13 protein-coding genes are annotated in these 12,607 nt (G+C 35.6%); 12 read left to right on the top strand and 1 reads right to left on the bottom strand.

The annotated features are described in order from the left end of the window. The first annotated feature begins 32 nt into the window (after positions 1 to 32). From ACQV2R_RS01900 to fsa, 3 genes are all read left to right on the top strand, one after another. The gene (locus tag ACQV2R_RS01900; RefSeq protein WP_428873385.1) at positions 33 to 710 is read left to right on the top strand and encodes a deoxynucleoside kinase; all 678 of its coding nucleotides are present in this window, start codon (positions 33 to 35) and stop codon (positions 708 to 710) included. Next, positions 691 to 1,353, top strand: coding sequence for an HD domain-containing protein (locus tag ACQV2R_RS01895; RefSeq protein ID WP_428891748.1), 663 nt, complete (start codon positions 691 to 693; stop codon positions 1,351 to 1,353). Before ACQV2R_RS01900 ends, ACQV2R_RS01895 begins: the two co-directional genes overlap by 20 nt. A 98-nt stretch (positions 1,354 to 1,451) precedes the next feature. Beyond that, on the top strand, positions 1,452 to 2,108 hold the full coding sequence (gene fsa, locus ACQV2R_RS01890; protein ID WP_428875247.1) for a fructose-6-phosphate aldolase: 657 nt from the start codon (positions 1,452 to 1,454) through the stop codon (positions 2,106 to 2,108). Between the two features lie 45 nt (positions 2,109 to 2,153). Here the strand turns inward: fsa and ACQV2R_RS01885 are convergent, their stop codons facing one another. Continuing rightward, the gene (locus ACQV2R_RS01885; RefSeq protein WP_428891747.1) at positions 2,154 to 2,435 is read right to left on the bottom strand and encodes a DUF1294 domain-containing protein; all 282 of its coding nucleotides are present in this window, start codon (positions 2,433 to 2,435) and stop codon (positions 2,154 to 2,156) included. Between the two features lie 155 nt (positions 2,436 to 2,590). On the opposite strand from ACQV2R_RS01885, the gene ACQV2R_RS01880 reads away from it, so the two are divergent. The 9 genes from ACQV2R_RS01880 (at position 2,591) to ACQV2R_RS01840 (ending at position 12,605) form a co-directional block, all read left to right on the top strand. Further along, positions 2,591 to 3,268 (top strand): LPXTG cell wall anchor domain-containing protein, encoded by a 678-nt coding sequence (locus ACQV2R_RS01880; RefSeq protein ID WP_428873379.1) that lies wholly within the window; start codon positions 2,591 to 2,593, stop codon positions 3,266 to 3,268. Between the two features lie 211 nt (positions 3,269 to 3,479). After that, complete coding sequence (locus ACQV2R_RS01875; protein ID WP_428891746.1) at positions 3,480 to 5,321, top strand: heavy metal translocating P-type ATPase; 1,842 nt, start codon at positions 3,480 to 3,482, stop codon at positions 5,319 to 5,321. A gap of 132 nt (positions 5,322 to 5,453) precedes the next feature. Then, positions 5,454 to 7,217, top strand: a complete 1,764-nt coding sequence (locus ACQV2R_RS01870) for an ABC transporter ATP-binding protein (RefSeq protein WP_428891745.1) — start codon at positions 5,454 to 5,456, stop codon at positions 7,215 to 7,217. After that, the gene (locus tag ACQV2R_RS01865; protein WP_428891744.1) at positions 7,204 to 8,988 is read left to right on the top strand and encodes an ABC transporter ATP-binding protein; all 1,785 of its coding nucleotides are present in this window, start codon (positions 7,204 to 7,206) and stop codon (positions 8,986 to 8,988) included. Before ACQV2R_RS01870 ends, ACQV2R_RS01865 begins: the two co-directional genes overlap by 14 nt. A gap of 124 nt (positions 8,989 to 9,112) precedes the next feature. Next, on the top strand, positions 9,113 to 9,481 hold the full coding sequence (locus ACQV2R_RS01860) for a DUF937 domain-containing protein (protein ID WP_428891769.1): 369 nt from the start codon (positions 9,113 to 9,115) through the stop codon (positions 9,479 to 9,481). A 348-nt stretch (positions 9,482 to 9,829) separates the two neighbouring features. Beyond that, complete coding sequence (locus tag ACQV2R_RS01855; RefSeq protein WP_428873373.1) at positions 9,830 to 10,321, top strand: FUSC family protein; 492 nt, start codon at positions 9,830 to 9,832, stop codon at positions 10,319 to 10,321. Between the two features lie 25 nt (positions 10,322 to 10,346). Continuing rightward, a complete protein-coding gene (locus ACQV2R_RS01850; RefSeq protein WP_428873371.1) occupies positions 10,347 to 11,336 on the top strand; it encodes an MsnO8 family LLM class oxidoreductase in 990 nt (329 codons plus the stop codon). An 85-nt stretch (positions 11,337 to 11,421) separates the two neighbouring features. Continuing rightward, entirely contained in the window at positions 11,422 to 11,685 is a 264-nt protein-coding gene (locus tag ACQV2R_RS01845) for a YkvA family protein (protein ID WP_428873370.1), read from the top strand. Between the two features lie 128 nt (positions 11,686 to 11,813). Continuing rightward, a complete protein-coding gene (locus ACQV2R_RS01840; protein ID WP_428885050.1) occupies positions 11,814 to 12,605 on the top strand; it encodes a Cof-type HAD-IIB family hydrolase in 792 nt (263 codons plus the stop codon). Positions 12,606 to 12,607: the final 2 nt, after the last annotated feature.

Below are 12,607 nucleotides of genomic sequence, written 5' to 3'. Positions count from 1 at the left end.
TCTTGTGTTATTTTTTAATTTAGGAGGAAACCATGGCTATGATAGTTATTGGAGGAATGATTGGAGCTGGCAAAACAAGCTTAGCGACTTTTTTAGGTAAGGCCTTAAAGAGCCAGGTGTATTACGAAAATGTAGATGATAATCATATTTTACCCTTATACTACACCGCAAGTGAAGAAGAACAAGAAAGAAAAAGGTATCCATTTTTATTACAATTAGACTTTTTGTCCAGTCGTTATCGTGATATCAAGAAAGCTTTTTATCACCCACATAATATAATAGATCGTTCCATTTATGAAGATTGGTATTTTGCCAAGGTCAACCATCAAGCGGGTAAAATTTCGGACGAAGAATTTATTATTTATGAGAAATTATTAGACAATATGATGGAAGAATTAGAAGATTTACCCAAAAAAGCACCCGATCTGATGGTTTATTTACATGGATCTTTTGAAAGCATTTTAAAAAGAATCAATCAAAGAGGTCGCGATTTTGAACAAGACCCTGAATTAATCGAATATTATTATCGTCTATGGCAAGGTTATGATGATTGGGTAGATAACCATTATCATGCTTCCCAAGTTTTAAAGATATCGATTGATGAATTGGATGTCTTAAATAATCCTGCTGATGCAAAAAAAGTGATACAAATGGTTATTGTTAAACTAGAAGAGCTAGGAGTTCCTGCCGATGGATATGGACAAGATTAAAGACTTTAGCAAAACTTATTTAAGACAAGAAAAAAGTGGGCATGATTGGTTACATATCCAACGGGTGGTTGCCAATTGTGAGCAAATAATCAAACATATACAAGAGCCTATTAATGTTGATGTTGTTTTGGCAGCTGCTTATACCCATGATTTATTAGATGAAAAAATAAAAGTTGATTACCTCCTTACGGAAAAAGATGTAAGACATATACTTAAAGAAGCCCAAATGTCTCTGGAAGAAATAGAGCAAGTCTTAAGTATTATAAAAAACCTCTCTTTTGCTGCCAATTTAATAGAAAAACAACACTTAACATTGGAAGGCCAAATTGTTCAAGATGCCGATCGCCTAGATGCAATCGGTGCGATTGGTATTGCTAGAACTTTCTACTACGGAGGTAGCAAGGGGCATAGTCTTTATGATCCGAAAGCTGTTCATACTTCGGCACAAGCTGTATGCTCCAAAGAAACTTATCGTCAAGTAAGAAACGTACGCCAACATTTTGATGATAAGTTATTAAAGCTCAAAAATTTAATGAATACTAAAGCTGGGCAGGAAATGGCTAAAAATCGTCATCAGTTAATGATTGACTTTCTACAAGCTTTTGATCAAGAAACCCTCTCAAATACCAATCAATTGAGTTAAATGGCCTGGGCAGTTGACTATAAAGTTTTCAAGATTGAAATAATTCTTTAAGCTTGTTATACTCAAAGAAGTAAACGAATACAATTAGGAGGCCCTATATGAAATTCTTTTTAGATACTGCAAATGTTGAAGAAATTAAGCGCATCAACGACCTAGGTTTGGTGGATGGCATTACTACCAATCCTACATTAATTTCTAGAGAGGGAAAAGATTTTGAAACAGTTATCAAAGAGATTTGTTCAATTGTTGATGGACCTGTTTCGGCTGAAGTCATTGCCTTAGATTATGAAGGCATGGTTAAAGAAGCTAGACAAGTTGCCCAATGGGCAGATAATATCGTGGTTAAAATTCCGATGACTGAAGCAGGCTTAAAAGCTGTTAATACATTGTCTAAAGAAGGAATTAAGACTAACGTCACACTTATTTTCTCAGTGGCTCAAGGCCTTTTAGCGGCTAAGGCAGGTGCCACATATATATCTCCATTTATTGGACGAATCGATGATATGGGAGAAGATGGTATGGAATTGATTGCTGACTTACGCTTAGTTTTAGATAACTATGCATTAGACGCTGAAATTATTGCTGCTTCCATTCGTCATATTGGACATTTTGAAGCCACAGCTGTTGCAGGAGCAGATATTGCAACGGTACCCGGCAGTCTATTCCCTAAATTATGGTCTCATCCATTAACTGACAAAGGAATTGCTGGCTTCTTAAAAGACTGGGAAGCTTTTCAGCATAAACAATCTAAATAAAAAGAAAAAGGATCTAGCTTTTAGATCCTTTTTAATTAATTATTTTTAAAAATTTAGACCAGTCAGATAACCCACAAAGGCCACAATCATTAAGCAGGATAATCGGGCAGTTGCTAAAAATATCCCTTTACGGCTCTTATGACGGCAAAGATAGATAGCTAGTAGACCACCTAAGCCCCCTAAACAAAAGGTGGCTATTAATAAGCTTTTTTCTGAAATACGCCAAAGCTGATGTTTGGCTTTATATTTATCAACAGCATAGAGTGAAAAAACAACAATATTCCAAAGACCAAGCAGTCCTATGACAAAGTAAATATAAGTCGGCATAAGTCACCTTTCTATTAATAAGTTAATATTATTATAACGCTAAACGGGCTAAATAGAGCGATGGTTCTTGCAAAATAAACTTTAAGCAAAACATTTTTCTAAAGACAAGTAAATGAGTTATAATGGTTATAACAAAATGACAGAGGAGAATGTATATGATAGATACAAGTACTTTATTATTGATACTCGGATTGGTTATTATTTTAGGAGCCATTTACTTCTTATCACGTAAAAGTAAAGATTCAAATAATAAACCTCAGGTTACTGACAAGACTATGAACGATCCTTTAGGTCCGGTTCATATTAATTCTGATATTGATTCTTCAACCAATGCTTTAGGGGAAGATCCGTTCAAAGATAACGTTCCTTTACGTGAAGGTCAAGCAGCTCAAAAAGCTCAGCATTATAATGATGAAATAGGAGTAAATCCTGATGAAGCAAGTGAAGCAGAGGACGGAAAAACTCCCCCCCTAAATAATAGTCAAAACGCATTTACCTCAAGTGAATCATTCGACCATTCTTCTTATCGTTTTGTTCACTATCAAGAACTAATTGATAATAATGGCTTAAAAGATGAATGGGTGCAACTTGAAGGAAAAATCGCATCGTTCTTTACTGAAGATTTAGGAGTAGAAGGCGCTATCGCCTTAGGTTCTTTATCTACTAGCCAAGAAGAACCCGTTAATCTTGTAGCTTTAAAATTCATTAACGAGACGGACCAAACGCTAAATACAGACGATCATGTCAAAGTTTATGGTAAGATGCAAGGTTTAAAAGTTTCTAATAAACAGCTTGTTCCAGCCATGTTAGTCGATCATTTCGAAAAGATTTAAAAACACCTTGACAAAAAATAAATAGACGGTATAATATGTTTATAAACTTTAACAATTAAATATTTCTGATCAAGCGGTGATATAATCATGCAGCCCGGTCCTCATTGCGAGGACAGCAGAGATACCTTAGCGTACCTGTGAGACAGTTTTCATTAACTGTCTTTGGTGCGCTTTTTTTGTTAGAGAATTACGAAAGAAAGAAGGAGATTTTGTGGTGGTTAGTATCTTTAGGAATCGTGAAGGGCAGTTTTTTGCCATAGGAACTATCTTAATGATCGCGGGTTTCTTATTTTCATTTAATCCTCTTTTGAGTCGGTTTGCTTTTTATTTAGCTATTTTCTTTTTAGGCTTTTTTGCCACTAAAGAAGCTGTCAGTGAGACTTTTATTGAAAAAAAATTGAATGTAGACCTCCTCATGGTTTTAGCAGCTTTAGGAGCTGTTATTATTAATTATGAGTCTGAGGGAGCTATGCTTTTATTCATCTTTGCAGGGGCCGAAGTTTTAGAAGAATATGCAACCAATAAATCTACTAAGGCCATCGAAGAACTAATGGGGCATGTGCCTAATGTAGCCTTAAAAATTTTACCAAATGGTGAAACGAAAGAAGTGCCTACAGATAGTTTAGAAATAGGTGATCAAGTATTGGTAGCTAAGGGTGATGCCTTACCAATCGATGGTTTCTCAGATCGATCGGTAATCATAAATGAAGCTGCTTTAACCGGAGAATCTTTACCAGTAGAAAAAAATCAAGGCGAAGAAGTTTTTGCTGGTACAATCAATGAAGGAAATTCTTTTAGACTAGAGGTAAGTAAGCTAAGTAAAGATACAGTCTTTTCTTCCATTATTCGGATGGTTCAAGAGGCCCAGTCCAATCCATCTAAAATAGCGAGTTTTATCGATCGCTTTGAATCGCATTATGCTATGGGTGTTTTAATCGCTGTGCCTTTATTCATTGTTGTCTTATATTTTTTAGTGGATTATTCCTTCCAAGAGGCTTTCTACCGCGGCATGGTCTTGCTAACGGTGGCTAGTCCCTGTGCGTTAGTTGCTACGGCTACTCCAGCCACTTTATCAGCCATTTCTAATGGAGCTAAAAATGGTATTTTGGTCAAGGGTGGAGCAGCCATGGAATCATTAAATACCATGGATATTCTATTTTCAGATAAAACTGGTACTCTAACTCAAGGTGTCTTTGATGTGGTAGATTATGAGCTAGAAGAAGACTACTTAAAAGAAGTAGTTTATATGGAACAAGGTTCCAACCATCCCATTGCTCTAGCAGTTGTTAAGCATTTTAAGGATCTAGACTTGTCGGAAGTAGATACCCATGAAAAGGTGGAAGAATTACCAGGACAAGGGATGAAAAAGGGAGAAATTCAAGTTGGAAAGCCTTCTACTTTTGAACACTTAGCAAATTATGCACAATATATTGATCGAATAGAAGAAGGGCATACAACTATCTTTATCGCTAATCAAGAAAAAGTATTAGGTTATCTCTCATTAGCTGATAAGATTCGTTCCGAATCAATTGAAGCGGTTAAGAAATTCCAGCAAGCCGGAGTAGAAGTTGTCCTGATTACTGGGGATAACCATCAAGTTGCTAAAAAAGTAGGTCAGCAGGTAGGGATTGAAGACGTAGTGGCTGAATGCTTACCCAAAGATAAAATAAAATATGTTAAAGAAAGTCAAGCAAAGGATAAGGTAGTGGGCATGATTGGCGATGGAATTAATGATGCTCCTGCTTTAGCCCATGCTAATATTGGTATTGCCATGGGATCTGGCTCTTCTATCGCGATGGAGTCATCTGAAATTATCGTTGTTAAAAATAATTTATTGAAATTATTTTATTCTTACCAGTTGAGTCATAAATTAAATCGAATCATTAAGCAAAACATTATCTTTGCTATTAGTGTCATCTTTATATTAATTGTCCTTAACTTTCTAGGTACTTTAGACTTACCTTTAGGTGTAGTTTTTCATGAAGGCTCTACTATTTTAGTTATTTTAAACGGTCTTCGTCTTTTAAGACAAAACGAGTCTTTAAATGAATAATTTTTACTTTTAATCTCGGTTCTCTCCCATTTTTGGTATTTTGGGAGAGTTTTATGCATTTAATATGAAATCGAGATTAAAATATACTACAATAAGAGTTACTTGAAAAAAATATAGAGAGGAAGAAAAATAATGTTTGCAATTTTTCGCAAATTAGCATGGTTTTTTAAATTAAGATGGAAGACCTATACCTTGGCAATAGGGGGGTTGATTTCTTGTGCGGTTTTATCTGCAATAATTCCTTTATTAATTGGTCAAGTAGTTGACCAAATGGCAAAAGGTAGTCTAACTTCATCCTCTCTTTTACAGTATATGTTATTGCTTTTATTGGTCGGTCTAATGATGTATGGCTTACGTTATATGTGGCGATCGAATCTATTTACTAATTCCACTATTTTAGAGTCGATTATGCGTAATAAATTATATGACCACTTTACAAAAATGGATCAAACCTTTTACGGAAAATACCGTACCGGTGACTTGATGGCTCACGCTACTAATGACCTACGAGCGTTACGCTTTGTAGCTGGGGGAGGTATTTTAACCTTAACTGATGCCTTATCTATCACAATCGTCACACTTTTTTCCATGGTAATTATTATTGATTGGAAGTTAACACTCTATACAATTGTTCCTTTCCCTTTGCTTATTTTTGTTTCAAGATACTTAGGTAAGTGGATTAATAAATACTTTAGAGAGTCCCTAAGAGCTTTTTCTAAAATGAATGATCATGTGCAAGAAAGTGTAGCTGGAATGACAGTCATTAAAGCCTTTGGCGAAGAAAAAGAAGACCACTTAGACTTTGTAAAAGCAACTGATAATGTAATTGCTCAAAATCGTAAGGTCCACTTAGTCAATTCAGCCTATTCTCCTATCATTAACTTAATTACAGGATTAACTTATGTTTTAACAATTATCTTTGGCTCATACTTTGTCAGTGAGGGGAGAATCTCGATTGGTCAATTGATTGCTTATTTTTCTTATTTAGGTAATATGACATGGCCACTTTTAGCAGTGGGTCGTTTAGTCAATACCATGGAAAGAGGGAATGCATCCTATGACCGGGTAACAGAACTCCTAGCTCAAAAGGCGAGTGTTACTAATCCAAAAGATGGCATTAAGAAACTTCCATTTAAAAACCTAAAGGTTGATATCAAACAATTTACCTATCCTACTAGTGAAGAAATTAATTTACAAGATGTTACTTTTGAACTAAGCGAAGGACAAACATTAGGAATTGTCGGTAAAACTGGTTCAGGCAAAACGACCCTTTTAAACTGTTTAGTTCGTCTCTATGATTTAGATCAAGGTCAGATTTTATTTGACGATCAAGATTTAACTAAGATTGATTTAACTTACTTAAGAGACCATGTAGGCTATATTCCGCAAACAAACCTGCTGTTTTCAACTTCTGTTAGAGAGAATGTTCGTTTTGGCCGGCCAGATATGTCACAAGATCAAGTGGAACATTACACTCAAATAGCTGATATTCACCAAGATATTCTTGATTTTACTGATGGCTATGAGACGGAAGTAGGTGAGAGAGGGGTATCACTTTCTGGCGGTCAAAAACAAAGGATTTCAATTGCAAGAACGCTGGCTATGCAGCCTCGAATTTTATTAATGGATGATGCCCTATCAGCAGTGGATGCTAGAACTGAACAAGCTATTTTAAGTAAGTTAAAAGATGAAAGAGATAATGGCATTTCGATTATTGCGACTCATCGCCTATCTTCTGTTATGCATGCCGATGAGATTATTGTGCTAGACCAAGGGAAAATAACTGAAAGAGGAAACCATCAAGAGCTAGTTGCCTTGAATGGTTGGTATGCCAATATGTTTACCCAACAACAATTAGAAGAGAAATTAGGAGGTGAAGTCGGTGAAGAAGAATAAGAAAACTAGACAAACTAAATTTTCAATTCTTGAACAAATCGATATCTTACGTTATCTCTTCTCTTTCGCTTCCAATCAGTGGTGGCGGTTTCTTATTTCTGTCATTGCAATGATTGCTTCCTCATCTATTGCTGCCTATTTGCCGATTATTATTAAACGTTATTTAGACAGTATTTCAGCTGGTCAAGTGACAAGTTTTAATATCACCATCAAAGTGGCTTTAACTTATTTGGGCCTCTTGATTATAAGAATGATCTTGATTTATGCCAAAGATTTTTACTTCTTTATGGCGAGCGAATACACTGTGGCAAGTATGCGTAACCGTCTGTATTCAAAACTAGGCCGGTTAAGTATGAACTATTTCAACCAAACTCCTAACGGCGAAGTTGTTTCGCGCATTACAAATGACACTGAAACAATTAAAGAGTTCTGGAATGTTTTCTTAACTTTTTTTGATGGCTTCATTAATGCTGTAACCGTTGGAACAGCTATGTTTAGTTTACACGCTGGTATTTCTTGGATGTTTATTGCCTTTCTACCTTTAGTGTTTATTCTAATTTATATTTATCAAAAAATATCGACAGTCGTATACCGCAAGATGCGGTCTGCTCTGGCACGAGTGAATGCTAAATTGGCCGAATCGACTATGGGAATGTGGTTAATTCAGCAGTTTAATCAGACAGAGCGTATGAAAGATGAGTTTGACCAAGTTAACCAAGAATATGTTAAAGCAAGAACGAATATGTTCAAAATGAATGCGATCTTTTTAATGCCAGCGGTTAATTTGATTGAACAAATTGTTCTAGTATTAGTAATTTGGATTTTTGGTAATCAACTATTAAAAGGAAACAACTTAGATATCGGTATAATTTATGCTTTCACCTCTTACTCCAAGTCATTCTTTAATCCAATTGGTAATATGTTGGATAGTCTTTCTGTTTATCAAGATGGCCTGGTATCTGCTTCCAGAGGGCGTAAGCTGTTATCAAACTCAGATATTAACCCCAGCCAAACTAATAAGAAAATTCAAAGACAATTGGATGGCGAAGTTTCAACTAAAGATTTAAGCTTTTCATATGACCAAGAGCAACTGGTGCTTAAAGATATAAATATTCAAGCCCATCAAGGTCAGATGATTGCTTTGGTCGGCCACACTGGATCTGGTAAATCGACCATCATCAATCTCTTAATGCGGTTTTATAACTTTGATCAAGGAGAAATTAATTTTGACGGAGTCTCTATCAAAGACTATGACATAGAGACCCTAAAAGACCAAGTCTCCTTAGTACAACAAGACGCTTTTATGTTCTATGGTAGTATCAAGGATAATATTCGTTTGCATGGAGGCTATTCGGATGAAGAAGTAATTGCAGCTGCAAAATTCACCGGAGCTGATCACTTTATTGAAGCTTTCCCTGATGGTTACGACCATTTAGTAACCGAGGGAGGAGCTTCCCTATCAGCTGGTCAAAAACAATTAATCAATATTTCGCGCTCGGTGATTCGCCAACCTAAAATCTTAATTCTTGACGAGGCAACGGCCTCCATGGATACTGAAAGTGAGCAATATATTCAGACAAGTTTAGATAAAATTAGACAACAAGCTACTTTAATAGTGATTGCCCACCGTTTATCAACCATTAAAAAAGCTGATCAAATCTATGTTTTGAATAAAGGAAATATTATTGAAGTTGGCAAACATGATGAACTAATTGCTCATCAAGGAATCTATTACGATATGTACCGTTTACAGTCCTTAAAAGAAAAATAGTTAAGTTGCTAAAGCCTCAGTCAGCGTTTTAGTAGTTCTTTCTTAATTTTTACATTATCCTTAAATAATAAAACTTTAAAGAGTTGATGATGGGCTTACTTGATGTATTGAATCTATTAGATAGATTATTACAAGGTTCAAAGGCACAAATAAGAAAAATCTTGCTAATAAAGCAGGCTTAAATTTAGGAGTCTTGGGTAAAATTGCTACTATTGGTTTACCAATTATCTTGACAGCAATTAATAAAAAGACTCAAACACTTGAAGGCTTAGAATCCATTAATAATGCTTTAAGCAAGCATGAAGACATTAATGACTATCCATCCGTCGACCAATTAAGCGAAAATGTTGATCCTCAAGATAGAGATAAAATTCTAGCTCATGTCTTTGAAGATAAGCCAACTATTTTTGATTGTATCGCCAACACTTTAGAATTGTCTGTGAATGCTGTTAAGCGAACTTTGATTGTAGTAGCACCCTTGCTATTAAAATAGATGGTCGATCGTAAAATGGCTAAAAAACTAGATAAAGAGGGCCCTCAAAAAGAAGTCAGTCAGACTTATGAAAGAGTTAATTCTTCTTTAAAAGAGCGTGGAGAGGTTCCAACTAGCGCAGGTAATACCCTATAGGTGATCAAGCTGCATCCTGATTATAAAGAACAAACTAATGGCGAGGAAGGTATCCTGGGTGGGATTTTGGATCTATTTAAATAACGATTAAAAAGTTCGCTATTCTTAGCGGACTTTTTTAGCTTCATCCCTTTTTAGGGAAAATATGCGATATAATGATTATCTAGAGAAGCCGTGCTATAATAATTCTATCTATTTAAAGAGGGTGTTAAATTGGATTTTTCAAAATCGCCGGTCGGTATGCGTACTTTTAAAACAGCAGTCGCTGTCTTTCTTTGCATTCTTTTTTCCTTTTACGTCCTTAAAATCAGTCCAACCCTTTCTTGTCTGGCGGCTATTTTTTCACTCAGACAGGACTTGGAAAGTAGTTATACCTTTGGCAAGGCAAGAATTATGGGTGTTCTTTTATCAGGTGTGGTGGCTTTATTATTTATTTTCCTCTTTCCGATTACATCTAGCCAAGATGAAATATTGATTATACTCGCTCCAATAGCCATTATCTTATACATTTCTGTCGCTAATCGTATTCACTTACAAAAAGGAATTATAACCGGCTGTGCCACTATGCTAGTAATTTTTTTTAATATACCTGTAAATAATCAATTAAGCTATACGCTGATTCGTTTGTTTTCAACGGTCATGGGAGTCCTTGTGGCCCTTGCCATTAATTATCTCTTACCCAGTCCGTCAGATAAAAACCATTAACTCAATACTTAAGAAGGAGATTAAAATGAAATTAGGAATTCATGATTTATTACCTTTAAATGAAGGAGAGTCCACTCAAACCAGATATGAAAAGACCATTGAAATGGTTAAAGAATTGGAAGCTATGGGGTATGATCGCTACTGGGCTTCAGAGCATCATGGTAGGTCTAACCTGGCTAGTTCTGCTCCAGAAATTTTATTGGCCTATTTAGCAGCAGTTACCAAACAAATTCGCCTTGGGACAGGTGGAACAATGATTGTAAACTATTCCCCCTTAAAAGTTGCTGAAACTTTTAAGACTCTAACTTTATTAGCACCCGATCGGATTGATTTTGGTATTGGAAGGGCGCCAGGAACGGATTACAATGGTATGATGGCTCTTTCTCAAGGAAATTCGATTGATTTTGACCATTTATATGACAAAGCTCAAGTCATATTAGATTATATGACAGATACTATTCCCAAAGGATTTTACGGCCTGACTCAAGCCATTCCAGTTAAAACCCGGACTATTGCTCAACCTTGGATGTTAGGGTCATCTGGACAATCCGCTATCAAAGCCGGTCAAATGGGATTGGGATATTCTTTTGCAAAATTCTTTGGAGTAGAAACGGAAACTTCTGTATTTAAAGCTTATCGCGATCATTTTCAACCCAGTGAATTTTTCCAAGAACCCAAAGTGATGGTTTCTTATAAAATTATTTTAGCTGATTCAAAAGAAGAAGCAGATTATTGGGCAAGACCTTCCGAAATTACTCATATTCGTAAAAATAATTTAGCGTTAATGTCTTCTGAACGTGCTCAAGCCATCGATTTAAGTTTAGAAGAACAAGCTATGCTAGACGAAAAATATCAAAGAAGATTTATCCTAAAAGGTACACCAGAACAAGTTGGAGAGATTCTACATGAAGAAATTGATCGCTTAGGCATCGATGAATTAATGGCTTATATGCCCATACCTGATCAAAGAGCACGTCTACATTCTTATAAACTACTGGCTGAACTTTTTAAATAAAGTCAGACTCTAGTTGGATTAAAGTATAACAACAATCATTTAGAATGTAATTGTAGAGTCGTAGTCAACCGAAAGAAGTGATTAAATGAAAAAGAAACCGATTAAATTAACTTTAGTCGAAAAGTTTCCACTCTTTATAACATCCTTATTCAAGAGAGAAACACCCATCTTAGCTAGAGTTCTAATTTTTGCAACTTTTTTATATGTCTTACTACCAACCGATTTGCTGCCCGATTTTTTAGGTCCTTTAGGCTTTATGGATGACGCTTTATTACTTCCTTTAATGGTTAACAGTGTGGTCAAACGTTTGCCTGAACATATGCTTCAGCAAGCAATTAAAGCCAATTAATACTATGAATTCGCCAAGTTCACTTCAAATTAAGTGAACTTGGCTTTTTGCTTATAATTTATTTTATATAATATTTGGGGTATACTAAATCAGGTAATGATAACAAATTATGTAAGTAAGGAGAAACTATGTTTAAATTATTTCTATCCGATTTAGATGATACACTTTTGGATCATAATAAGAAGTGGAGTCCCAATTTTGAACAATTTAGAGCCACTTTGGCTGAAAAAGATGTCGCTTTCACATTAGCAACTGGTCGCTCAGCTAAGGCTGTGCAACCCATTATTGATGAATTAGATTTAAAGCTTCCTTATGCGACCTCTAATGGCGCTAATATTATGCTAGAAGGACAAGTAATTCAGTCCTTTAGCTTTCCTATTGGACCTTTACGTCCTTTAATCGAAGTGGCTTTAAGCATGGGACTAACGGTTGTTTATGTTGTGAATGGGGAAGAGTTTGCTTTAGAGGATACTGAGTTTATTCGACATGAATTGAAAAACAACTTTACTGAACAAATCATTCGCCCAATTAAGCCAGAAGATTGGGCTAGCATGGAAGTGGATAAATTCTTAATCGTCGATGACCATCCACAAACAGCTTTGTCTCGACTCCATGCTTTAGTTAATAATCTTAAACCAGAGTATCGCTATCTTACTTATTCAGATTGGGCGATGGATATTGTAGCAGCGAATGTTAGTAAAGGGAGAGCCTTGCATTGGATCGCTGATTATCTAGGAATTACTAGCGATCAGGTTATAGCTGCTGGTGATAACCACAATGATATTGACTTATTAAAAGAAGCAGGGCGTAGTATTGCTGCTTTCAATGCTTTAGACGAAGTTAAACGAACAGCCATGATTACAGCTAAGAAAAAATATGGTGATGGGATTATTGAAGAAGTACTCAAAATATTAGAATAGGA

The sequence above is a fragment of the Facklamia sp. P12937 genome (genome assembly GCF_050409505.1).
Lineage (GTDB): Bacteria > Bacillota > Bacilli > Lactobacillales > Aerococcaceae > Facklamia.
Note: the sequence above shows the minus strand (reverse complement) of the source record. Positions and strands in the feature narration are given on the sequence as shown.